Origin of the sequence: Halobacillus litoralis (genome assembly GCF_009856445.1) — a bacterium.
Lineage (GTDB): Bacteria > Bacillota > Bacilli > Bacillales > Halobacillaceae > Halobacillus > Halobacillus litoralis.
The window spans coordinates 172257-197726 of sequence record NZ_WMFA01000005.1; the positions used below are offsets into that span (position 1 = coordinate 172257).

Below are 25470 nucleotides of genomic sequence, written 5' to 3' on the forward strand. Positions count from 1 at the left end.
CTACATAAAATCGTATGGTGACAACTGTTCTTCCTCTTCTTCTGTGTTCACTTCAGGAGCTGATTCTTCCTGCAGTTTCTCTTTCAACTGTGTGTATCTCGTATTCGTATCGGTCGTGCGCACACCATCAAGGAAAGCTTCCCGATCACCGCAAATAATAAGAGACTGTTTAGATCTTGTGATAGCCGTATAAATCAGATTCTTTCTCAGCATCCGGCGATAGCTTCGTACGATTGGCAGAATAACAATAGAAAACTCACTGCCCTGAGATTTATGGATGGATGTACAATACGCGTGCATGATACTGTTCAAGTCCTTTTTTGGATAGACGACTTCTTTTCCTTCAAAATCGATCACTACCTGCTCGACACCATCGACGTTTTCTTCCGCTCGAAAAATGGCTACGATTTCTCCTATATCTCCATTGTAAACCCCATCTTCAGGCTGATTCACTAACTGGATGACCTTATCCCCTTTTCGATAAGTAACCTCAAAATGTTTCAAATCACGTTTTTGTTTATGTTTCGGATTAATCGTCTGCTGGATGCTTTCATTCAACTTGTGGATCCCTACATCTGTTCGATACATGGGAGCAAGCACTTGAATATCCTTCAAGTCATTCCCCTTGTCCAACGCTTTTTGAACAATGTTTGTCACGAGATCACTTAGTTGATGTTCTCTTGCTGGGATAAAGTTGAAATCATGGTCTTTTTCTAGGGAGGCAGAAGTGCATGCATCGTTTTTTATTTCATGAGCGAGCTGGATGATTTTCGAACCTTCCTTTTGACGGTAAACTTCTGTCAACTTCACGGAAGGAAGCGTGTTAGAAGCCAGGAGGTCAGCAAGCACCTGACCAGGCCCTACTGAAGGGAGTTGGTCTTCGTCTCCCACCAGTAAAACTTGCATACCATCAGGAATGGCACGGAACAACTGATTGGCAAGCCAAATATCGACCATCGAAAACTCGTCAATGATCAACACACTCCCCTCCAGCGGATTATTCTGATTGCGTTCAAAGGAGTCATGCCCATCCCACCCTAATAAACGGTGAATGGTGCTTGCAGGCAGTCCCGTGGATTCTGTCATCCTTTTTGCTGCTCTTCCTGTGGGTGCTGCAAGGACGAATGGAAAGGGCTTGTCACTATCATAATCACCTGGATCGATAGAATGGTCATTCAATTCTGCATACGTATGGATGATTCCTTTGATCACTGTAGTTTTCCCCGTCCCCGGGCCACCAGTTAAAATCATTAATTTGGAATGAAGAGCTTTTTCAATGGCGTTGAACTGATCTTCCCCATAACTCATCGCTTCCTCTTCTTCCAAGTCCCCGATGATTTTCATCAAATCCGCCTGCGTATGGGCTGCCTCCACCTCTTTTTCCTGAATACGTTCCAGATGGCTGCAAAAACCATTTTCCGCAAAGTATAGCGTCGGAAGGTAGACGCGTTCATCTTCGATATACACAAATCGTTCTTCACCAAGGTGAATCATTTGCTCAGACAGCTGCTCGAAAGTAATGGCAGGCTCAGACCCTTGATTCAACAATTGTTCAACCTGGACGAGACACTCTTCTGTCGGTAGATAGACATGTCCAGAACTCATACTCTTTTGCATCATATACAAGCACGCCGCCCGAATCCTTGTAGGATGGTCGTGCGAAAGATTCTGCATCTTTGCCATTTCGTCTGCTCGATGAAAACCGAAGCCATCCACATGGAAGACGAGCTGGTAAGGGTCCTCTTCAATAATTGCCATCGTCTGATCCTTAAAGGCTTCATAGATTTTTTGGGCAAGCTTAAGACCAAATCCATATTGTGACAAATGAATCATGACGTGCTCGAACCCTTGATGCTCTTTCAAAGCCTCATATAGCTGATCCGCTTTTTCTTTAGGCAGCTTCGGGACAGCATCCAGCACCTCACGGTTTTCCAATATTCTGGATATCGCCTGCTCTCCTAACTCATCCACGATCCGTTCGGCCGTTTTTTTTCCGATGCCATGGAAAAGGTCACTGGATAAGTAGAGGACGATTCCATCTTTCGTTTCCGGCAGGACACGGTTGTACATGTCTACTTCATATTGCAGCCCAAATTTTTTATGGTTTTTGAATTCTCCATAAAATAGATAAGTTTCGCCTTCTTCCAAAGGGGAAAAATGACCTTTAATCACAAGGGACTTCTCATCGAAGGCTTCATTCGTTTCTTTCACATGAATGGAAGCGATCGAGAAGTGCTCGGATTCATTGTGAAAAATCATCCGACTCAACTCCCCTTTGACATACGGACGTTCCTCATTTGATTCTTGAAAGAGCGATTGTTGAGTCATGATCATCGAACTCCTCTACTCGTTTAACGCTTGTTCCACTTGCCCCTTGGCATGAGCTGCCAGCATATGCTCTGGATTGATTTCCAATGCCTTAGAAAAATGCTCCAGAGCTTTCCCGGCGTTCTCCTGATGAAGAGCTACAACACCAAGGTTATAATGCGCATCACTGTGTTGTTCTTCTAATTGTAGCACATGGTTCATGACTTGTTCAGCCTGATCAATCTGTCCATTTTGAGCCAGACATAAGCCATATTGAAATTGGACATCAACGTCTTTCGGAGCGAGTTCTGATGCTCTTAACAGATAAGGGAGAGCAAGCTTCACGTATTCTTGATGAATGAACGTCATTCCTAACATAAAGTGCACATCTGCTTCATCCAACCCTTGCTGGATCGCCTGAATGAACTGCTCCTGGGCTTTTGTGTACTTTTCCTGTTCATAGTATACATTCCCTAAACCATAATAGGCAGTTGCTGCCGTATCATCCAATTCAATGGCACGATGAAAGAAACGCTCGGCTCTTTCATGATCGTTCATATGTGTCAGAAGATTACCGAAATTGATATAACCGACAGGCTCTTTTGGATTCTCATCAATGGCCTCCGTAAATAGCTTGGCCGCCTCCTCATAATTATGGTTCTGCATTTGTTCGATTCCTTGTTTTAGTTTATCCATTCTTCAAAACTCTCCTTTCACTATTCTCTTTTAACACTTCTATTAGAAAGAGTCGTCCTCTCTCACGGTCATTTGTAACGTAAGAGTATTACTCATAAAAAAGTCATGTCCAAAAGATACGGACATGACTTTTTTTATTTTATCCTACATAAGTGATCGCTTCATCTTCTTTGAGCACGACATCAATGGTCGCTCCGCCAAGGCAAACCTCTCCATCATAAAAGACGACTGCCTGTCCTGGCGTGATGGCACGTTCTGGTTCATCAAACATGACTTTCCACTTTCCATCTTCCATCGGGTACACGGTCACTCCGCTATCTTCCTGGCGATAACGGAATTTGGCCGTACACGTGAAAGATTCGATGGGAACGATCCCTTTTGTCCAGGTCGCTTCAGAAGCAATTAGACCGTCAGAGTAGAGTGCATCATGATGGAATCCTTGTCCAACGTAGAGAATATTATCCGTTACATTCTTACCTACGACGAACCACGGGTCTCCAGCGCCTCCTATGCCAAGTCCCTGACGCTGACCTAATGTGTAATACATCAATCCGTCATGCTTCCCTTTCACTTCACCATCCAACGTTTCCATATTGCCTGGTTGTGCAGGTAAATATTCACTTAGGAACTCTTTGAAGTTACGCTCCCCAATAAAGCAGATTCCTGTAGAATCTTTCTTTTTCGCTGTAGCCAGACCATGCTCTGCCGCAATGGCACGCACTTCTTTTTTCTCAAGATGACCTAATGGGAACATCACTTTAGAAAGCACTTCCTGTGATAGTTGGTTCAGGAAGTATGTTTGATCTTTATTGTGATCCACTCCACGGAGCATTTCATAGGTGCCCTCATTTTCACGGACTTGTGCATAGTGGCCTGTTGCCAAATAGTCTGCCCCGAGGGACATCGCATGGTCCATGAATGCTTTGAACTTGATTTCTTTGTTGCACATCACATCCGGATTCGGTGTCCGCCCTTTTTTATACTCATCGAGGAAATAGGTGAACACTTTATCCCAATATTGTTTCTCGAAATTCACTGCGAAATACGGAATATCCAACTGATTACACACACGGATGACATCTTCATAATCTTCCGTAGCTGTACAGACACCATTTTCATCGGTATCATCCCAGTTCTTCATAAAAATACCGACGACATCATAGCCTTGTTCTTTTAATAGAAGAGCCGCGACAGATGAATCCACCCCGCCACTCATCCCAACGACTACCCTTGTATCTTTAGGATCTTTCATTTCTTACACCTTCCTTTATCAAGACAGCCTTTTGATAATTTGGCTGACTCTCCTTGCTGATTCTGTTATATTCTCTTCATTATTTGCAAGTCCAAAACTGAAACGGATTGAATTGGTGGTCTTCGGATGGTCGGAACCAAACATTGCGGAAAGAACATGTGAAGGTTCTACAGAACCTGCCGTACAGGCACTTCCGCTTGAAGCAGCAATGCCCGATAAATCAAAGTTCGTGAGCAGAGTTTCCACATTCATCCCGGGAAAACTGATGTTCACGATTGATTCGATCGATTCTTCCTGGGATCCGTTCACTTCAAAAGGAACGTGTTCCTCCTTAAGGGTCTGGAGGAAGAGCTGCTTATAATGAAGGTATTTCTCTTTATAAGTCGAACGCTCGGATTCTATAATCTCAACCGCTGTCTTCAGCCCTTGAACGGCCGGAATGTTTTCTGTACCCGCTCGTCTTTTTCGTTCCTGTTCTCCGCCATATTGAAGAGATTCAATTAACGTGCCTTCACGGATATACAAAAAGCCGATTCCTTTCGGTCCATTGATCTTATGACCGGAAACCGCCATCAAATCGACCCCAAGTTGTGAAACATCCAAATCCATCAGACCGTATGCCTGAACGATATCAGAATGAAAATATGCCTGATGGTCCTTTAACTCAGCGGCTATTTCTTCAATGGGCTGGATCGCTCCCGTTTCGTTATTCACCATCATAACGGAAACAAGAATCGTATCTTCACGAAGAGCATTTTTCACATCAGTCACTTTGACAATTCCATGCTCATCGACAGGCAGATAAGTGACTTCAAAGTCTTGAGACTCCAAGTATTCAACTGCATGTAATGTAGCATGATGTTCAATCGAAGTGGTAATGATATGCTTGCCTTTTGAACGATTGGCTCTAGCCGTACCCATGATCGCTAAATTGTCTGCTTCTGTTCCTCCACTTGTAAAAACAATTTCCTTCTCATTCGCACCTAGCCCCTGAGCAATTCTTCTGCGCCCTTCATCCAGAATCCGACGCGCTTTCCTTCCATACTGATGCACACTGGAGGGATTACCGAATACCTCTTGATAAACGGGCATCATTTCTTCGATTACTTTGGGATGGACGGGTGAAGTCGCCGCATGGTCCAAATAAATTGACTTCATCTTGTCACCTCCAACCATTAAATATAAAACATGTAAGCATCCTGAGTCTGGTCGTCTACATGATCCTTCAGGTCTTCAAGGGTCGTAGTATCCAGGACATCCTTCACTGCATCTCTGACCCTTTTCCATAAGGCTTGTTTGGCAGGCTCTTCATTTTCAATACCTTCAACAGGAGTGATTGGCCCTTCTAAAACGCGGATCACATCTCCTGCTGTAATCTCATGAGGAGCTTTCGTTAGCATATAGCCTCCATAGGCACCACGCACACTTTTCACGAGGCTTGCGTTTCGTAATGGAGCAATCAACTGCTCCAAATAGTGTTCAGACAGGTTATTGTCTCTTGCAATCTGTTTCAAAGAGATAGGACCATCTCCATATTTCCTTGCCAATTCAATCATGATGGTTAGCCCGTATCGGCCTTTGGTAGATATCTTCATATATGTCACCCTTCATTAATAAAAACTGTAGCCATGTTTTCGCCTGTGGTAAGGTGTATCCTACAAATGTACCCAGAAACAGAGCGATGAATACCGTCCCTGCTCCCACTGGGCCGCCGAGGGCGAAACCTGCCACGGCTACGATCATCTCAATTCCATTCCTTACTGTCGATACTTTCCATCCGGTAGTCTTTGTAATCCATAACATCAGGCTGTCACGTGGCCCTGCACCAATGTCGGGGGCAACGTAAACACCAATCCCAAGTGCAATGACGAACGTGCCTGATACAAATATGAATAATTGCATAATCAATGTTTCAGGTTCTGGCAAAAGCCAATTAAAGAAATCAATAAATACACCAATGAGGATCATATTTAATATCGTTCCTACTTGCGGCCACATTTTTTGTAAAACCGAACTTATAAGAACGATCAGCAATCCGGCAATAATCGACCAGGTCCCTACGGTAAGACCCAGTTGAAGAAACAGACCATAATGAAAAACATCCCATGGTCCAATTCCAAACTCTTTCACCTGCATTGTCATTGAAATGCCAAGCCCCAGAATGACTAAACCGATAAAGAAAAAGCTCCAGCGAATAAAATTTCCGCGCTTTTTCCCCTTTTCGTGAGTCATGGTCATCTTCCTCTCTCTATTATACCAAACGCTATTATAGCATGAATGGCAAGTCCCTTGCATTTTCCTGAAAATCATTCTACGCTTACAGTCATAACTGTCAAAAGGAGAATGTTCTATGAGTCAGCAACCCCTCGCTTTTCGCTTGCGACCAGACAATATAGATGAAATTATCGGACAGTCCCACCTCGTTGCCGAAGGAAAAACCATCAACCGTATGATCAAGGCTGAACGTCTGGCCTCGATGATATTATTCGGTCCACCTGGGACAGGGAAAACATCAATGGCAACCGCACTTGCTAAAAGCTTGAATATCCCTCATAAAACGTTGAATGCGGTAACGGATAAGAAGAAGGATATGGAAATTGCTGTGGAAGAAGCAAAGATGCACGGGCAGCTCGTATTGATCCTTGATGAAGTTCACCGGCTGGATAAAGCAAAGCAGGATTTCCTTCTCCCCCACCTGGAGAGTAATCGTTTAACCATGATTGGCTGTACGACAAGTAACCCCTACCATTCCATAAACCCCGCGATTCGCAGCCGTTGTCATTTATTTGAACTGTACAGGCTGGAGGATGACCACATTAAGCAGGCCATTCAAAGAGCACTGGAAGATCGTGAAAAGGGCCTTGGTCAAATGAACATCCAAATGACTGACGAAGCACTTAACCACTTCGCTCAATCTTCTAATGGAGATCTTCGTGCCGCATTGAACGGGTTGGAACTTGCCGCTTTTTCTACGCCTGCTGATGACAATGGGTTTGTGGAGATCAACTTAGAGGTTGCCGAAGAGTGTATGCAGAAGAAAAGCTTCTCCCATGATAAAGATGGTGATGCACACTATGATGTCCTCTCAGCCTTTCAAAAATCAATCAGAGGCAGTGATGTAGACGCTTCCCTACATTACTTAGGCCGATTAATCGAGGCGGGAGACCTTGATAGTATCGCTAGAAGATTAGTAGTCATTGCATACGAAGACATTGGACTCGCCAATCCACAAGCAGGTCCCAGGGCTCTTTCTGCCGTGGAAGCCGCTGAGCGAATCGGATTTCCTGAGGCCCGGATTCCATTGTCAGTAGCTGTGACGGAACTTGCCCTCTCACCAAAATCAAACAGTGCCTACAAAGCACTTGATGCAGCGCTTTCGGATATCAGAAATGGGAAAAGCGGAGAAGTACCTCAACATTTAAAAGACTCTCATTATAAAGGAGCAGAAAAGCTAGGAAGAGGAATCGATTATAAGTATCCTCACAACTACGAGAATGCGTGGGTGGACCAGCAATACCTTCCCGACCTCATCCGAACACGCCAATACTATGAACCAAAACGGACAGGAAAATTCGAACAGGCGCTTGAACAGGTTTATAGCAAAATCAAAAAGCAAAAGTCTACTTGAGTATAATTCCAGTTCTTCTTGGCTACACTACTACTAAATCTGACAAACTATTATCTTTACAGATAAAATTAGGAGTGGTGAATATGCCTAAAGTAAGACAAGATGCCTGGTCTCATGAAGATGACCTTTTATTAGCGGAAACCGTTCTGAGACACATCCGTGAAGGAAGTACACAATTAAAAGCTTTTGATGAAGTCGGAGATATATTAAACCGCACCTCAGCAGCTTGCGGGTTTAGATGGAATGCAGAAGTACGACAGAAATATGAACAAGCCGTTGAGCTTGCGAAGAAACAACGAAAAGAGAAAAAACGGAAAGAAGCGAAACAGCAGCCTGTCTATCAGAGACCGCAGGCTCCCGTTGTGTACCAGGCAGAACAAGAGGATGACGACTACTTACTTCCTGAGCCTGTCGTATCTAAGACCCAGGAAGAGAATCCAACTCAGCCTGAGCTTCGTTTAGAAGACATCATTTCTTATTTGACGAACTTGAAACAAGAGAGTAAGAGTTCAGGATCTCTCCAGAACCGACTCTCTGAACTAGAACGTCAGAATAAAGAGTTAATCGAACAAAACCAACAATTAAATGGGCAGCTTGAAGCCATGACAGAAGATTATCAGGCCTTGATTCAGATCATGGACCGTGCTAGAAAAATGGTGATGTTTGATGATTCTGAACATGCTTACCGACCTCAATTTCGTATGGAGAAAAACGGAAATCTTGAAAACCTTGCCCGCTAAATAGAATAGAGGCATGAGTGTCAGGTCACTTTGGCTGGAGGATGTGCCTAAAAATCATATCTACACACATGTTTTTTCCACCATTCACAGGACCATGAAAAAAAGCGTTTCCCTATCCGGGAAACGCTTTTTTGTTAAATTCATATGTAATCCTTTTGGATTAATGGCAATTAAAAAAACCAATCCCAATTGTGCCGTCGTATCATGAGTTTTGAACCCGCTCTAGGCAGGTGGGTGCCCTGTTCTACATTTCTTGCGTCCTCCCATCAGTGATGGTTATGAGGCGTGCATTCCATATAGAAACACCAGGCTCCCGTATCAAAAATGTTCGGTCAAAACGTACATTCGAACAACGTACACATCAGGATTGGTCTCTTTAATTTTGTAATGTAATCTTAGCATATAACCTAAATAGAATCAACAATTAACCCACACATTTTATTCATCTGAGTCAGACTGACTAGATGGCTTCAGCTGAAGGTGAAGTTCATCCAGCTGCGCTTCACTTACAGGTCCCGGAGCGTTCGTCATTGGATCTTGAGCGGAAGCTGTTTTAGGGAACAAAATAGTATCACGCAAATTCGTACGACCGGCTAAAAGCATGACGAGCCTGTCCAGGCCAAAGGCAATTCCCCCGTGAGGCGGTGTACCGTATTCTAATGCATCAAGAAGGAACCCAAACTGTTCATTTGCTTCCTCCTGGCTGAAACCAAGCACCTCAAACATTTCCTGCTGCATTTCTTTTTCAAAGATACGCAGGGAACCTCCACCAAGCTCATACCCGTTGAGGACGATGTCATAAGCTTCTGCACGGACGTCTTTTGGATTTTTCTTCAGTTCATCCATACGTCCGCCTGCAGGCATTGTAAACGGATGGTGCGCGGCGTGATAACGTCCTTCATCTTCATCATACTCAAATAAAGGCCAGTCCGTTACCCAAAGGAAGTTGAACTTCGTCTCATCAATCAAGTCTAATCGACGGGCAAGCTTTTGACGTAAAGCTCCAAGACTGTCATGAACAACGGAAGTCTGGTCTGCTACAAAGAGAAGGAGATCGCCATCTTTTGCTGCCATTTTTTCTTTCATTGAAGAAGCCTCGTCTTCAGAGAAGAATTTAGCAATCGGTCCATTGAACTCTCCGTCTTTCACTTTTAACCATGCCAACCCTTTTGCTCCATAGACTTTGACATCTTCTGTCATCTTATCGATATCTTTTCGGGAAAACTCATCAGCTTTTCCTTCCACATTAATGGCGCTTACTTGGCCGCCTGAAGAAACCGCTCCGCTAAACACTTTAAAACCTGAATCCTTTACATCTTCAGAAAGATTCACTAATTCAAGACCGAAGCGGGTATCGGGCTTGTCGGAACCGTACCGTTCCATCGCCTCATCATAAGGCATACGAAGGAATGGGGTTTCGATATCCTGGCCTTTCACTTCTTTCATGACGCGCTTCATCATACGTTCCGTCAAGGACATGATCTCTTCCGTTGACATGAATGACGTCTCAACATCCACTTGCGTGAACTCAGGCTGACGGTCAGCGCGCAAGTCTTCATCACGGAAACAGCGGACGATCTGGTAATACTTCTCGAACCCTGACATCATCAACAACTGTTTGAAGAGCTGAGGAGATTGAGGCAATGCATAGAATTCACCTTCATGAACCCGGCTTGGAACAAGATAGTCACGCGCCCCTTCCGGTGTACTCTTTGTCAGCATTGGTGTTTCCATATCCAAAAATTCTTCTTCATTCAAAAAATCACGGATCGACTGGGTCGTTTGGTGACGCATTTTAAACGTCTCCTGCATTTCTTTTCTTCTTAAATCCAAGTAGCGGTATTTAAGTCGAAGGTCTTCGGATACCTCTGATTGATCTTCAATCATGAATGGGGGTGTCTTCGCTTTGTTAAGAATCGTCAATTCCTTGGCAGCTACTTCAATTTCTCCTGTGCCAAGGTTGGTATTAATGGTTTGAGCGTCACGGGCCACAACAGTCCCTTTAACTTCAAGGACATATTCACTGCGCACATTTTCCGCCTTCTCCAATGCTTCACCTGAAGTCTCAGGATTGAAAACCACCTGTACTAAGCCGGATCGATCTCTTAAATCGATGAAAATCAAACCACCTAAATCGCGGCGTTTTTGTACCCATCCTTTAAGTGTTACTTCTTGCTCAAGATGATCTCTGCGCAAAGATCCGCATTTTGTTCGTTCCATCTTATTTGCCTCCTGTCAGTTCTTTCTTCATATGGTCGATGATCTCACCAAGAGGAACCTCTTGCTGCTCTCCTGATGTCATGTTTTTCACATTAATGACCCCGTTCTCGAGTTCCTGATCTCCGAGAACAAGTACATATTTACTACCAAGACGATCAGCTGCTTTAAACTGAGCTTTCATTTTTTTCCCTAAGTAATCTTTGTCCACTTGAATGCCGGCACGCCGTAATTCATCTGTTAACTTAACTGCGGCACGATTCGCCTCATCACCAAGGGAAACAAAAAACACATCCAATCCCTCATCCGTAGGGAGTTCAACGCTTTCCGCTTCTAAAGCCATCAACAACCGCTCGATACTCATGGCAAAACCGATTCCTGATGTTTCAGGGCCGCCCACTTCCTGAACTAGACCTGTGTAGCGACCACCGCCGCTCAATGTCGTGATGGCACCGAAACCTTCCGCTTCACTCATAATTTCAAAAGCTGTGTGGTTATAATAATCGAGTCCGCGTACAAGGTTTGGATCGACAACGTAATCAATGTCCATCACATCCAAGTATTGTTTTACTTGTTCAAAGTAATCTTTGGAATAATCATTCAAATATTCAAGAATGGACGGTGCTGTTTCCATTGCCGGGTGTTCACGATCCTTTTTACAATCCAGAACTCTAAGCGGATTTTGATCAAGCCGGACTTGACAATCTGCACAAAGTTCTTCGCGGTGTGGATCGAAGTGACGGACCAAAGCTGCTCGATGCGCTTCCCTGCTTTCTTTATCACCGAGACTGTTGACCACTAGTTTCAGCGACTTCAGCCCTAGTTCTTTATAAGAGTTTAAAGCAAGAGAAAGCACCTCTGCATCAATAGCTGGATCATCACTGCCTAAAGCCTCAATACCAAACTGCACAAACTGCCTCATTCTTCCCTGTTGAGGTCGCTCATAACGGAACATAGGCCCCATGTAGAAGTATTTGGTCGGCTGATTTGGCAAACCGTAGACTTTATTCTGGACAAAAGAACGAACGACAGAAGCTGTTCCTTCTGGTCGTAAGGTAATGCTTCTTCCTCCACGATCTTCAAACGTGTACATTTCCTTCTGGACGATGTCTGTACTATCTCCGACACCTCGTTGGAAAAGCTCGGTATGTTCAAAAATCGGTGTTCTGATTTCTTTATAATGATAGCGACGGCATAGGTCAGCTAATTGTTCTTCTACATACTGCCATATTTCAGATGTACCAGGCAGAATATCCTGCGTACCACGAGGGGCATTCATACTCATCTCAAACTCCTCCTAACGAAATAAACCATTTTTTACCACAAAAAATCCCGTCCCTTTTCCGCGCTTGCGAAAAAGGGACGGGATTACCCGCGTTGCCACCCTGATTTGAGGCTTTAAGAGCCTCCACTCAAAACAGTTAACGCCTGTGTACGTCTACACCTACTTTTAGTTCGATGTAGAACCTAAGAAACGTCTTTCATCAGAATATAACGTCCGAATGCTTTCAGCCTAAGGCATTCGTTCTCTGTGCGCATGGAAACTGATTACTTTTTTCCTCAATGGTTTTGTTCGAATCATTTTAGAATTGATTATAATCATATAATCTCCGTTAACCTTATGTCAAGTTTATCTCCACAAATTTATAAGATCAAACTTTTTCCTATGGAGAAGGATATTTACGTCATTTGTCGAATAATGAATGGAGACTGACAAGGAGGTGGAATATTTTTTGAAAAAAGGCATAATTTTCTTCATTTTAATTTTAGGAGTTCTTACCTTTTATGAGACTCCTTACGCGTATGCAGACAAAGCGGTCATTCAGGTCGATTACTTGAATGTGAGGACAGGACCTGGAACGAATTACGACCGTATTGGTAAGGTGCATACAGGTGAAACCTACAAGATTATCGAAGAGAAAGACAATTGGCTCAAGATTCAACGAAGCGGGAAGGATGGCTGGGTCGCCAAATGGCTCACAAAAGTAAAGGCAGACCAACACATAACCGACCGTCATTATTCAAAGTATGATTATCTGAGGATTCGTTCCGCTCCGAATCTGGATGGGAAAATCAAAGGGTATCTGATGAAAGGTGATGCCGTAGAGCCCGAGAAGTCGGATGGGAAATGGGTCTATATTCAAAAAGGAAACACAAATGGCTGGGTCCATGGAGACTATCTGACAAAAGAAGCGAAACAAAAGCAAGAACCTGAGAAAGATGAGAAAGCCGATGAGAATCCATCATCAACCGTAAAAGGAAAAGTGAAAGTAGGAACAGCCGTTCTAAACGTCAGAAGTGAAAACTCCACAAGAGGGCGGATTCTTACAAGAATACGTAAAGGTGAAACCTATGAATACATAGCGAAGAAAGACCGCTGGTATCAAATTAAGTACAGCAGCGGAAAGACAGGTTGGGTCGCCGGTTGGCTTGTAAATGAAACAGACAATGAACAAACGAACACACCCGCTTCGAAAAACACCTATGTATCTTTGAATTATAACGGCACGAATTTGAGGTCCGGGCCATCTACGAATTATAAAATCGTCGGTCGTGGCCACAAAGGCGATCAATTTCAAGTCTTAAGCAAAGAAGGGCAATGGTACAAGATCTCCTATGAAAGTAAAACAGCTTACGTGGCTGGATGGATTGTAGAAGAGACCAATCAGGAAAGTACGGCCACAACACCAGCTACTTCAAATTCCCTTAAAGGGAAAACCATTATGATTGATGCTGGCCATGGCGGACGCGACCCCGGGGCAGTAGGGAGAGGCGGAAGCTACGAGAAGACATTAACGCTGGATACGGCTTACCTTCTAAAAAGCCAACTAGAAAGCCAAGGTGCCAAAGTATTGATGACTCGGACGAGCGATCATTACATCTCCCTTACGATCAGAACCTTCCATTCGAACCGTTCCAATGCAGATGCATTCATCAGTCTGCATTACAATGCGGCGCCATTGAATGTGGTTGCCAGAGGGATTAATAGTTATTATTACTCTTCTAAAGACAAAGCACTTGCAGATTCGCTGCAGTCATCTATCGTTTCTTATACAGGACTGCGAGATCGAGGGACAAAAAAAGGCGATTTCCACGTAATCAGGGAAAATAACAAGCCTTCTGTCCTATTGGAGCTTGGCTTCCTATCAGATGCAAGAGAAGAACAAACCATTAAAACGCGCTCTTATCAGATAAAAGCCAGCCAAGGGATCGTAGAAGGTTTAACTCATTACTTCAACTAAATAAATGAATGTCATTCACAATTCAATCGCACCGCTTAGAAAAACAAAAAAGCTGTACTCAAAATGAGTACAGCTTTTTTTTATCGTTCTTTACTATCGATGATTAATGTCACAGGGCCGGAATTGGTCAATTTCACGTCCATCATTGCACCAAATTCTCCTGTTTCCACTTTCACACCTTCCTGCTCCACCATCTGATTAAAAGATTCATACAACTCTTCAGCCTGGTTAGGCTTTGCCGCTTGCATGAAGTTAGGGCGGCGCCCTTTGCGACAATCTCCGTATAATGTGAATTGAGAAATCGATAGCATCTGGCCGCCTAAATCAACCAATGAATGATTCATTTTTCCATCCTTATCTTCAAAAATGCGCAGGTATGGAATCTTTTTGGCTAAATACCGTGCATCTTCTTCTGTATCCTCATGATTTACACCCAATAAAACGACAAGTCCCCGATCAATGGTACCTACGTCGTTTTCCTCAACGGTGACAGAGGCGTTTACAGCTCTTTGAACCACTGCTTTCATCGTAGATTCCCCTTTATCTTCTATTGCATGACACGACGAACCGTGTACACTTCCTGAATTTGTTTAATCCGCTCGACAATCTTTCTCAAATGGTTCGTATTCTGGATTAAAATAGTAATATGAATAGTCGCCATTTTATTACGGTCGGACTTTCCTGAAACCGCGGTAATATTCGTCTTCGTTTCATTGACTGCTTGCAGCACTTCGTTAAGCAGGCCGCGGCGATCATATCCCCAGATCTCAAGGTCAACATGATACTGCTTGGAATCCGTGACTGAAGTCTCCCATTTAACAGGTAATAGGCGTGTCTGAGCTTCTTCGGTATGAACATTAGGGCAGTCGCTTCTGTGGACGGATACCCCTCGTCCTTTAGTAATATAACCGACAATCTCATCACCAGGTACTGGGTTACAGCATTTGGATAGACGGACAAGAAGATTGTCCACCCCTTCCACTCGTACTCCTGAATCCTTTTTACCTGTTTTTGCAGGGGTTTTAATTTCCGTGGTATTTACATCAGCCAGTGTCTGCTCCAGGTCTTGTTCCTGCTGCTTCCGCTTCCTGATTTTCTCTGTTAATCGAGTAGCGATTTGAGCGGCTGTAATCCCCTGGTATCCAACAGCGGCAAACATATCCTCTTCGTTTGCGAAATTAAACTTTTCAGATACACGATTCAAATTATCTGTCGTATAGACATCTTTTGGTTGGATCCCGAAATTACGAATTTCCCGTTCGACAAGCTCTTTCCCTTTAGAAATGTTCTCGTCTTTTTGTTGTTTCTTAAAGAATTGCTTGATCTTATTCTTCGCCTGTGATGTCTGAGCGAGCTTAATCCAATCTTTGGAGGGTCCATAAGCATGCTTAGAAGTCATGATATCGACAATGTCCCCGGTCTTCAATTCATAATCCAGGGGTTCCATCTTCCCGTTCACTTTTGCACCAATCGTTTGATTTCCAACTTCCGTATGAATACGATAGGCAAAATCCACAGGCACTGAACCAGATGGAAGCTCGATCACATCTCCTTTTGGTGTAAACACATAGACCATGTCTGAAAATAAATCCACTTTAAGGGATTCCATAAACTCTTCGGCATCATGAGTTTCACTTTGCCATTCAAGAATTTCACGGAACCATGTAAGCTTCTCTTCAAACGATTGTTCAGCGGAGGTCTGCTTTCCTTCTTTATATGCCCAATGGGCTGCAATTCCATATTCCGCAATTTCATGCATTTCGTGTGTACGGATTTGAACCTCCAGAGGATCTCCTTTAGGTCCAATTACTGTCGTATGCAGAGATTGATACAGATTAGGCTTCGGCATGGCTATATAATCTTTAAAGCGACCCGGCATCGGTTTCCAACACGTATGGATGATGCCAAGGACAGCATAACAATCTTTGATACTGTTGACTGTAATTCTAACGGCTAACAAGTCATAAATTTCATTGAATTGTTTATTCTGAAGTACCATCTTCCGGTAGATACTGTAAAGGTGCTTCGGCCGTCCAAATAAATCCGCATCAATGTTTACTTCTTTTAATTGGCCACGAATTTCATCAATGACTTCTTCGATATAATGCTCACGTTCATTCCTCTTCTGCTTCATCAAATGAACAATCCTGTAGTATTGCTGAGGATTCAAATACCGAAGGGCCGTATCTTCAAGCTCCCATTTAATCGTAGAAATACCAAGACGATGAGCCAGAGGTGCAAAAATCTCCAATGTTTCATTGGAAATCCGACGTTGTTTCTCAGCTGGAAGATGCTTCAATGTGCGCATATTGTGAAGCCTGTCCGCAAGCTTAATTAAGATGACACGCATGTCTTTCGCCATAGCGACAAACATTTTCCGATGGTTTTCCGCCTGCTGAGCTTCTTTGGATTTATATTTGATTTTACCTAATTTCGTAACGCCATCCACCAGCATGGAGACTTCTTCATTGAAGGCTTCTTCAATTTCCTTAAGAGAAACATCTGTGTCCTCTACGACATCGTGAAGAAAACCGCCTGCAATCGTTTCAGGATCCATCTCTAGGTTCACAAGAATACCTGCTACTTGAATGGGATGGATGATATAAGGCTCTCCCGACTTTCGGAACTGGTTGCTATGGGCCTTTTCAGCAAATTCATAAGCACGACGAATAAACGCCAGATCTGACTCATTCAAATACTGACTCGCTTGTTCTATGACTTCTTCCGCAGTTAGAACTGTATCTTTCGCCATTCAATCACCCTAGTTTCTTTAAAACTTTCAAAGTATATTTGATTAACATTATCAAAAAAAGGACTCTTCTTGTAAAGGGAAAAGCCCGATCATCAATTGTAAAACAAAGAGCGCCCCTGAAAAGGGCACTCTTTCCATTAATATTGCATTAAAGTAAGGACGTCATGGCCGTCCAATTTGCTGCGGCCATCTAAGTATGTGAGTTCAATCAAGAACGCACAACCAGCTACTTCCCCGCCCAACTGCTCGACAAGGTCGATGGTCGCTTCAATTGTACCACCTGTAGCAAGAAGGTCGTCGACAATCAGTACTCGTTGACCTGGCTTAATCGCGTCTTTATGAATCGTTAACACATCTTTTCCGTATTCGAGGCCATAATCCACTTTGATCGTCTCGCGTGGAAGCTTTCCTTCTTTACGAACAGGCGCAAAGCCGATTTCCAACGCATACGATACGGGGCACCCCACGATGAATCCGCGTGCTTCAGGACCTACTACGATATCGATTTCTTTGTCTTTTGCGTACTCTACAATTTCATCAACCGCTGCTTTGAATGCAGGACCATTGTCCATTAAAGGAGTGATGTCCTTAAATTGGACTCCTTCTTTCGGCCAATCTTCAACGATTGCAATATGCTCTTTATAATCCATTCGTTACTTCCTCCTTGACTTGCTTAAAACGCTGGTTCATATATTGGTCAAACCAACTCTTCAATTCTTTATATGTGGAATAATACAAGGTACGTTCAATTTGCAGCTGTTCTTCTCTTTGAAGATAAAGCGAAGATTCCCGCAAATCTTTTTGAGAAGGTTCGGATTCTGCTGTAATGATCCCGTCTTTTATTTTAACAAAGTCGAGTTCAAAAAACACCTCAGAAATAAATTCCACCATGGACTTGTCCCATCCCTTACGATTGGCAAGTAAATCTGCTTCTTCATGAAGGTTGAACCGACCACGCTTCAATAGCATACCATAAAACCATTTGAAGTGGTCCCTTGAAGGCCATGTTTTTAGAAAAGTACTCTCTTGTATATGATAGCAGGCATAGACTTTACGAGTTTCAATTTTAGATAAAAGCTCGGTCATCTCCGACATGCGTTTAGGTAGATCGATAATCAGAAGACCATCATAGGAATCTCCATGCTCCACTGACTCTGCCTGAAGGACAGGAACATCGCAGGGGGACTGATCTTTCCCTTGAAAGCTGACAGCTGCAAACGTTTGGTTAGGTGGAATAATCAAATTCTTTTCTATATGCTTTGAACCTCTGTGATCAAATAACTGCCATTCTATCACACGGAGATCCTTGATCATCACTTGTAAGTTCTTCCGTCCGTTCCATTCATTGATTCCAAGTTCTCCTACAACATCCAATGCGGCTTGTGGGGATATTTGCTGATAAAGATCTCCCATCCCGAACGCAATGCCATCCAGCCGGGACTGCTGACTTTGGAATTGGAATTTCAGGTGATTTTTTTTACTTCCGATCAACCGTACTTCTTTAGGGGTATGTTTGAGATGAAACAATGGTTTTGGGTTCCCCATTCCAAATGGACGAAGCTTGTTGACTTCCTCAATTTGTTTCAAGGATATATCTTCCAACTCGACGGTTGTTTCAATATCCAGGACTTGTTGATAATCGTCATCCGATAGCTTTTCCTCAGCCAGGGAAATTAAATCACTTCGTAACTCTTCGATTTGGTCAAGCGCAAGCGTCATACCGGCTGCTTGGGCATGCCCTCCAAAATGTATAAAGCGATGGCGGATCTCCATACAGTTGGAGAATAAATCAAAAGCGTCAATGCTCCTTGCTGAACCTTTGGCTTCCCCTTTTTCTTCATCAATAGCCAGGACGATAGCCGGACGGTCAAATTGACGAACGAGTTTGGATGCGACGATTCCAAGCACTCCTGGGTTCCAGCCCTCTTTAGCAACCACAATCACATTCTCAGCTTCCCCATTTTCAACAGAAACCATTTCTTCCGCTTCCTTGGCGATGGAGGCAACGATTTTCTGTCTTTCCTGGTTCAACTGGTTAATGAAGGTTGCAATTTGTTCCGCTTCTTCCAGATCTTCCGATAGCAATAAATCGACTGCCGGAGTAGCATCCTGAAGTCTCCCTACAGCATTGAGTCTTGGACCGATTGTAAAACCGATCGTTTCCTCATTCATATCCCCCTCTATGCTGCACACTTTTCTCAACGCCTGGATACCAGGGCGGGCAGAATGGGAAATCGCCTGAAGACCGATCGATGCAAGCACCCTGTTTTCGCCTTTTAAGGGGACAAGATCAGCAATCGTACCAATTACGACAAGGTCAAGAAACTCTTTTGGAAAGCGGCCTAGAAGAGCATGAGCAAATTTAAAAGCCACTCCGACACCCGCTAATTCCTGGAATGGATAATCCGCTGACGTCTTAGGGTGGATGATGGCATAGGCATCAGGAAGAACCTCCTGGACTTCGTGGTGGTCCGTAATAATTAGATCAATCCCAAGTTCTTTCGCAAAAGATGCTTCTTCCATAGCGGCAATACCTGTATCTACCGTTATGATTAGAGAATAGCCGGAATCATAGGCAAATTGAAAAGCTTCTTTATTTGGACCATATCCTTCCGTGAAACGATTAGGAATATAGAAGTCACAGTCCGCCCCTGCTTTCCTGAGCGCTTCCACCATGACAGATGTAGAGGTTACTCCGTCTGCATCATAATCACCAAAAACAAGAACGGATTGATCAGATGCTATGGCCTCTTTCACACGAGCCACGGCAATGTCCATCCCCTCCATAAGCATCGGATCGTGAAGCTGATCAATCGAAGGCTTTAAGAACCGATCCGCTGCTTCAGCATTGTGGATACCTCTTTTTTCTAAAAGCTGCTGAGTAAGTGGAGTAACTCCAGGAAGGACTGAAGAACTTTCTTCCGAATTACTATATGTAAATTTCCATTTCATCTTGCTTTGTATCATAAGTTCACCCCTGACCCATCTATTATACAAGAGCGGACCAGGGGTAGCAAACGCAATTATGTGACTTTTGATGAAGAACTTTCCTCCTCATTTGCCGTTTCATTCTCATCAGAAACGTTCCTATCTTCATCCTTGACGCTTGCAGGGGACGCAGAAGCCTCGGACTTCAACCGGCTGTTTTCCCTTTTCAGCTTATAGTATCGGAGAGCTCCGACGGATGCTGTGGCTAACCCACCTAATAAAACAGATATTAGAATGACAAGAATCAGAGGTGCTTCACCTGATCCAAACAAATAATTAACCTGAACAGGGTCCACATTAATGACGGCAAAAATAGCAATGACTAATGCAAAAATGAAAGCCAGGATAAGATAGCTTTGTCCTTTCATATGGTCAACACTCCTTCATTCATAAAGGTTTCTTTATATACTTGATATACCCGGAAAGAAAGAGTAATAACCAAAGAAGACCATCCTCCAGGAGGATGGTCTTCTTTTAAGGTCCTCCAGTTTACACTTGAGGTCCGTCCGTTTTTTTCTTTTTCACATAATTGATCGGGTTATCTTTAATATTGCGGCCACGCCATATGAGCCAAAGCTGAGACGCAATGAACAGGGATGAGTACGTACCTGCCAATAATCCGATGACTAGAGCGAACGAGAAGTTCGTGATGGATGAGGCTCCGAAGAATAACAGCATCACAGCTGCGAAAATGACAGTAAGGACTGTATTGAAGCTGCGGGCAAGCGTCTGCATTAAACTGTCATTGACGACTTTCGCAAGCTCTTTAAAGGATTTCACTTTCTTCTTCATCCTCAAGTTTTCGCGGATCCGGTCGAACGTTACAATCGTGTCATTCACCGAGTAACCGACAATGGTAAGAATCGCTGCAATGATGGTAATATCGAATTCCAATCTCGTTAAACTGAAGAAAGCAACGATGAAGAAAGCATCATGCAGCAAAGCAATAATCGCTGTTAAAGCGAAGAAGATTTCAAAGCGAATGGTAACATAGATGATGATCCCAATGGACGCGTATAAAACAGCCAGTGCTGCGTTTTTAGCAAGCTCTTGACCAACAATCGGGGATACAGTGCTGACGTTCGGCGTATTGCCAAACTCTTCTTCATAGTAGCTTTGAATTTCACCGATTTTATCTTTACTCAGTTCATCATCAAAACGAGCGACTGCAATCTCACTGTTGTCCCCTGAAATGATGACCTGTTTCGGGCTGACATCAAATTCTTCTTCCAACGTTTGTTCGACTTGTTCTGATGTTATATTGCCATCAGACAAAATCGACACCCTTGAACCACTGGTGAAGTCAATTCCAAGATTCAAGCGGAAGAATGCAAGAGCCAGGATTCCCGCCACCACGAGGACAATCGAAATCGAGAAAAATCGTTTTCTAAGTCCTACAAAATCAAATTTGCGTTTCATGAAGGTTGCTTCGACTTCTTCTCCTTCAGCAATATCATGAATATCCTCTGGTTTCACCCCAAACCATTTCGGACGCTTATTCAAGAAGCGGCTCTTGACCCATAAACTCATGAATAATCGCGTACCATACACGGCTGTTATGAAACTGACAAGAATACTCACAATCAACATTGTTGCAAAACCTTTGACCGAACTTGTTCCGAAAATGAAAAGAACAGTGGCTGCAATCAAGGTTGTAATGTTCGCATCAAGGATGGTTGCTAAGGAACGCTTATTTCCTGCCTTATAGGCTGATAAAAGAGATTTACCTGATTTTAATTCTTCTTTAATTCTTTCATACGTAATAATGTTGGCGTCTACGGCCATACCGACACCCAGGATCAAGGCGGCAATACCAGGCAGTGTCAAGACACCATTCATCAATTCGAAGACCACGAGAATTAAATAGATGTACACACTCAACGTTAGTGTTGCAATGATCCCAGGGAAACGATAATACGCAATCATGAACAAGAAGATGGCTGCAATTCCAATGAAGCCTGCCAGGATGGTTTTGTTCATGGCTTGCTCCCCGAATTGAGCACCGACAGATGTCGAATAGGTTTCTTCTAGATTAACAGGTAGCGATCCTGCATTCAGAATATCTGCTAATTGTTTAGCGGATTCCTGAGTGAAATCCCCACTGATCATGACCGAATTACTACGAACAGGTCCGTCTTGGAACCCTGGTGCAGAAATATAAGCCGGGTCTTCTTTCCCCCACTCTTCAGCGAAAGAAGTTTCTTCATTATAATCCAACCATATCACTAATAGATTGTCCGGATATGGTGTATCTGGATTGTTCGGAGTGTTGTAAATTTCTTCTGAAACGTCATAGAACTTAGAAGCACTTTTAACTTTAAGTGTAACAATGGGTTCATTCGTATCTGGGTGATAGGACTGCTGAGCACTTCCCTCAACAAGATCTGAACCATCCATGTACAATTTTCCATCCGTACCACGGAAAGAAAGTTCAGCGGTTGTTGAAAGCAGTTCTCTTGCTGTCTGCTGGTCTTCTACACCCGCAAGCTGTACTCGAATTCTTCCCCCATCTTCAATAGTGATGTTCGTTTCACTTATACCAAGTGTATCCACACGTTCCGTCAATGAACGTGCTGTAGCCTCGAGAACCTGATCATTCACTTCCTGGTTCTCATCTAACGGCTCGACATCGTATAAGATTTCGAAACCACCCTGTAAGTCCAATCCTAATTTAATATCTTTGGTAACCCCTGTTACTGTCGTTCCAATCATAGCAGCCAGTAATAAAACCACAATAAAAAAGGCTACGATCCGCCCTCGTTTCACCATACTGTCCTGTTCCTCCTTTATGTACGAACACATGCGATGATCCATCGGCTAATATGTATAAATGCTTATAGACAATATTTGATAATCCCCGTACCTATTCTACTACTTTTTCAAACTTTCGCAACAATAGGAAAAACTTTAAGCTGATCACCGTAAAGAGATCAAGCCTCATTGATATTCCGAAGGACCCTTCAATGCCTCAATGGAGGCAAGCAGATCATCATTCTGATATGCCTCTGTTGTCAGATAACTCGTATATGTATGGGTCTGCAAATGCAGGATATCCTGGACTACCTGGTGCAGTCTCATTTCAGGTTCGCCATTCCAAACTTTCTTGATCAAACAATCCCACACTTCTTCTTCGGTCGCACGTTTATAACCTAATAAGTGAAACTCTTCTACTTTGCTTTGCAAAACTGTTCTCAGTTCATTTCTCCAGCTTGTGACCACTTTTTTTTGATCCATCAGGTTACTCCTCACTCTAAGGTTTTCGTAAACGGGTGTCATGCCTTGTCCATCCTTACGCATATACTTCATTGTAGCGGAATTTCATTTCTTTGAGAAGGCGGATCAATCATATGTCAAAACAAACTTTTTTACATGGTGCACTGATTCTGGTTGCTGCTGGACTGATCACCCGTTTACTCGGTTTCATTAACAGGATCGTCGTTGCCCGCGTAATGGGCCCCGAAGGTGTGGGGCTCTACATGATGGCCCTACCCACATTAATTTTAGCCATAACCATCACCCAATTCGGTCTTCCCGTGGCCATTTCAAAAAGAGTATCAGAAGCAGAAGCGACTCGGAACGAAAGTAAAATCAAACGCATTCTACTAGTTTCTCTTGCAATTACGGGGTCATTAAGCATTTTGTTTACGATCGGACTCTTCCTGTTAGCCCCCGTTGTAGCTACTTATTTCCTGACTGATTCAAGAGCCCTTTATCCATTGCTGGCTGTAACCCCTATCATCCCTATCATCGCCATATCATCTGTTATCCGGGGTTATTTCCAGGGAAGACAAAATATGAAGCCACAGGCAATCTCTCAAGTGATCGAACAAATTGTCAGAATTGGTTCAGTCGTGGTCCTTACAAAAATGCTTTACCCTTACGGCGTTCAATATGCAGCCGCAGGAGCCATGGTCTCTGCTGTCATCGGTGAATTCGTTTCTTTGATGTACATGCTGAGACAATTCAATCTACACAAAAGCTTTCGGCTTCGAAAATCGTGGAAAAAGCATATCCATGAGGGCAAGAAGACGCTTAACGAATTGATGACGATCGCTCTTCCAACAACAGGAAGCCGCTTCATTGGTTCCTTAACGTACTTCTTTGAACCAATACTCGTCGCTCAAAGTTTGGCTATTGCAGGAATTACGGCTATTGAATCTACCAAACAATATGGGGAGCTCACAGGATATGTGCTGCCCTTGCTATTTTTACCGACTTTTTTGACTCACGCGCTTTCTATTGCTCTCGTACCATCCATCAGTGAAGCTGCAGCTCAAGGTGAAAATGAGACGATTGCTTATCGCATCATGCAATCGATCCGATTATCCATTGCCTCTGGAGGGGTCATCACGATCATTTTCATGATCTTTCCTGCTGTCATCCTAACCACTGTGTATGGGACAAGTCAGGCTTCCTTCATGCTTCAGTTCATGGCGCCATTTTTTCTACTTCATTATATCCAGACACCTCTTCAAGCAACCTTACAAGCTTTGGACCTTGCCCGTCCGGCCATGTGGAACACATTGATTGGAGCTATCATCAAGTTTATTGTCCTTGTCGGGTTAAGTTCTCGTCCTGAATTCGGGATTCATGGAGTTGCTCTTGCCATCGTCGTGGGTGTCGTTGTCGTTACACTGTTGCATTTAGGGGTGCTTATGAAATATAAAGTCATCTCCTTCCCTTTACAGATGTTCTTTCGATTCGGACTTGTTATAGGAATCATCGGAGTCGTTGGATTTCAATGGAAACATCAGTGGCTTCTTGAGAGTAAACCTCTTTCGCAATTGTTGACAATGGGTACGGGACTTTCCATTTTGTACATTGTGCTATTGTTCGTCTTTCGGTTAATCCGGATGGAAGAATTAAAAATGATCCCATGGAACCGCATCTTCAACAAAAAATAACCGCCTGATAGCGGTTATTTTTTGTCTTCTTGTTCATTTTCATAACCCGTTATCCCTTTAGTTGAAGACTCAGTTTCAAGACGATTGTGTGGTTCTAGGGGCTACGGGAAAAGGTTCGCTTTCCATGGGGCTGGCGGTGAGCCTCCTCAGGCTACGCCTTCCGGGGTCTCACCTGTCCCACACGTCCCATAGGAGTCTCGCCGTTTCCCTCCGCCCCTTTACCTTATAAGTATCTCGAAACCACTTCTAAAAGGGGCAGCTTGAATTCATTAGTAAGGTTTAAATTCTTCTCCTCCAGGCATATAGAGCGTTGTATCTGCATTTGCGTATGCTAAACGTCAATGGTGTAGAGTTTATATCATTCACTTCCATTCCCATACAAGCTGAATTTTTAAGTAGTGGTTTCTAGAACCTTCCATGGTAAAGGGGCGGAGGGGAATGGCGAGACTCCTGCGGGAAAAAAGTGCATGGTGAGACCCCACAGGACGTGTAATGACCCCATAAAATTGGACACTATGTAGTTAAGCTGTTGCTTGATATTTATCGCGGAACTGAACCGGGCTCATCCTTAATTTAGATTTGATTCTTCTATTGTTGTATTTTTCCATAAAAGCTGAGAGCTCCTGCTTGAAGTGCTCTATACTTTCAAAATCTTTATGATAAAGGAACTCTGATTTCATTAACCCAAAGAAGTTTTCTATTACCGCATTATCGTGACAGTTGCCCTTGCGGGACATACTTTGT

Annotated in this window: 20 protein-coding genes, 1 other RNA gene and 1 other annotated feature; of the genes, 4 read left to right on the forward strand and 17 right to left on the reverse strand. The window is 43.5% G+C overall.

Going from position 1 to position 25470, the window contains the following annotated elements; all coding sequences use genetic code 11:
• The 6 genes from recD2 to GLW00_RS14250 form a co-directional block, all read right to left on the reverse strand.
• Positions 1-2328 (reverse strand): SF1B family DNA helicase RecD2, encoded by a 2328-nt coding sequence (gene recD2, locus GLW00_RS14225; protein WP_160915163.1) that lies wholly within the window; start codon positions 2326-2328, stop codon positions 1-3.
• Positions 2329-2343: 15 nt separating this feature from the next.
• Entirely contained in the window at positions 2344-3003 is a 660-nt protein-coding gene (locus GLW00_RS14230) for a tetratricopeptide repeat protein (RefSeq protein ID WP_160915165.1), read from the reverse strand.
• Positions 3004-3142: 139 nt separating this feature from the next.
• Positions 3143-4255: a tRNA 2-thiouridine(34) synthase MnmA gene (gene mnmA / locus GLW00_RS14235; RefSeq protein ID WP_160915167.1), complete on the reverse strand. Its 1113-nt coding sequence runs from the start codon at positions 4253-4255 to the stop codon at positions 3143-3145.
• Positions 4256-4273: 18 nt separating this feature from the next.
• Positions 4274-5413, reverse strand: a complete 1140-nt coding sequence (locus tag GLW00_RS14240) for a cysteine desulfurase family protein (protein WP_160915169.1) — start codon at positions 5411-5413, stop codon at positions 4274-4276.
• Positions 5414-5430: 17 nt separating this feature from the next.
• Positions 5431-5850, reverse strand: a complete 420-nt coding sequence (cymR, locus tag GLW00_RS14245; RefSeq protein ID WP_089652624.1) for a cysteine metabolism transcriptional regulator CymR — start codon at positions 5848-5850, stop codon at positions 5431-5433.
• Positions 5804-6487: a YczE/YyaS/YitT family protein gene (locus GLW00_RS14250; RefSeq protein ID WP_160915171.1), complete on the reverse strand. Its 684-nt coding sequence runs from the start codon at positions 6485-6487 to the stop codon at positions 5804-5806. The genes cymR and GLW00_RS14250 overlap by 47 nt, the downstream gene beginning before the upstream one ends.
• A gap of 118 nt (positions 6488-6605) precedes the next feature.
• On the opposite strand from GLW00_RS14250, the gene GLW00_RS14255 reads away from it, so the two are divergent.
• Together GLW00_RS14255 and GLW00_RS14260 are read left to right on the forward strand one after the other, a co-directional pair.
• Entirely contained in the window at positions 6606-7883 is a 1278-nt protein-coding gene (locus GLW00_RS14255; protein ID WP_160915173.1) for a replication-associated recombination protein A, read from the forward strand.
• Positions 7884-7966: 83 nt separating this feature from the next.
• Positions 7967-8623 (forward strand): RsfA family transcriptional regulator, encoded by a 657-nt coding sequence (locus GLW00_RS14260; protein WP_160915175.1) that lies wholly within the window; start codon positions 7967-7969, stop codon positions 8621-8623.
• Positions 8624-8801: 178 nt separating this feature from the next.
• Here the strand turns inward: GLW00_RS14260 and ssrS are convergent.
• The 3 genes from ssrS to hisS form a co-directional block, all read right to left on the reverse strand.
• Positions 8802-8994: non-coding RNA, 6S RNA (gene ssrS / locus GLW00_RS14265), on the reverse strand.
• Positions 8995-9061: 67 nt separating this feature from the next.
• Positions 9062-10843 (reverse strand): aspartate--tRNA ligase, encoded by a 1782-nt coding sequence (gene aspS, locus GLW00_RS14270; protein ID WP_160915177.1) that lies wholly within the window; start codon positions 10841-10843, stop codon positions 9062-9064.
• Position 10844: 1 nt separating this feature from the next.
• Positions 10845-12125, reverse strand: coding sequence for a histidine--tRNA ligase (hisS, locus tag GLW00_RS14275; RefSeq protein ID WP_160915178.1), 1281 nt, complete (start codon positions 12123-12125; stop codon positions 10845-10847).
• A gap of 70 nt (positions 12126-12195) precedes the next feature.
• Positions 12196-12413: a binding site (T-box leader), on the reverse strand.
• A gap of 160 nt (positions 12414-12573) precedes the next feature.
• Between hisS and GLW00_RS14280 the strand changes: the two genes are divergently transcribed.
• Entirely contained in the window at positions 12574-14082 is a 1509-nt protein-coding gene (locus GLW00_RS14280; RefSeq protein WP_160915180.1) for an N-acetylmuramoyl-L-alanine amidase family protein, read from the forward strand.
• 80 nt (positions 14083-14162) lie between these two features.
• Here the strand turns inward: GLW00_RS14280 and dtd are convergent, their stop codons facing one another.
• From dtd to GLW00_RS14315, 7 genes are all read right to left on the reverse strand, one after another.
• Positions 14163-14609, reverse strand: coding sequence for a D-aminoacyl-tRNA deacylase (dtd, locus tag GLW00_RS14285; RefSeq protein ID WP_160915182.1), 447 nt, complete (start codon positions 14607-14609; stop codon positions 14163-14165).
• Positions 14610-14629: 20 nt separating this feature from the next.
• Positions 14630-16834 carry a RelA/SpoT family protein gene (locus tag GLW00_RS14290; protein WP_160915184.1) on the reverse strand — a complete coding sequence of 735 codons (2205 nt, stop codon included), beginning with the start codon at positions 16832-16834 and terminating at the stop codon, positions 14630-14632.
• 137 nt (positions 16835-16971) lie between these two features.
• Positions 16972-17484: an adenine phosphoribosyltransferase gene (locus GLW00_RS14295; protein WP_146812750.1), complete on the reverse strand. Its 513-nt coding sequence runs from the start codon at positions 17482-17484 to the stop codon at positions 16972-16974.
• Positions 17474-19801, reverse strand: a complete 2328-nt coding sequence (gene recJ, locus GLW00_RS14300; protein ID WP_160915186.1) for a single-stranded-DNA-specific exonuclease RecJ — start codon at positions 19799-19801, stop codon at positions 17474-17476. The genes GLW00_RS14295 and recJ overlap by 11 nt, the downstream gene beginning before the upstream one ends.
• A 56-nt stretch (positions 19802-19857) precedes the next feature.
• The gene (locus GLW00_RS14305) at positions 19858-20190 is read right to left on the reverse strand and encodes a LapA family protein (RefSeq protein WP_160915188.1); all 333 of its coding nucleotides are present in this window, start codon (positions 20188-20190) and stop codon (positions 19858-19860) included.
• A gap of 121 nt (positions 20191-20311) precedes the next feature.
• Positions 20312-22591: a protein translocase subunit SecDF gene (gene secDF, locus GLW00_RS14310; protein ID WP_160915190.1), complete on the reverse strand. Its 2280-nt coding sequence runs from the start codon at positions 22589-22591 to the stop codon at positions 20312-20314.
• A gap of 168 nt (positions 22592-22759) precedes the next feature.
• Positions 22760-23056: a post-transcriptional regulator gene (locus tag GLW00_RS14315; RefSeq protein WP_160915192.1), complete on the reverse strand. Its 297-nt coding sequence runs from the start codon at positions 23054-23056 to the stop codon at positions 22760-22762.
• Between the two features lie 113 nt (positions 23057-23169).
• Between GLW00_RS14315 and spoVB the strand changes: the two genes are divergently transcribed.
• The gene (gene spoVB, locus GLW00_RS14320; protein ID WP_160915194.1) at positions 23170-24726 is read left to right on the forward strand and encodes a stage V sporulation protein B; all 1557 of its coding nucleotides are present in this window, start codon (positions 23170-23172) and stop codon (positions 24724-24726) included.
• 521 nt (positions 24727-25247) lie between these two features.
• On the opposite strand, the gene GLW00_RS14325 is transcribed toward spoVB, so the two are convergent.
• Positions 25248-25470: IS3 family transposase (locus GLW00_RS14325; RefSeq protein ID WP_160915196.1), on the reverse strand; the 223-nt coding region annotated here is incomplete at its 5' end.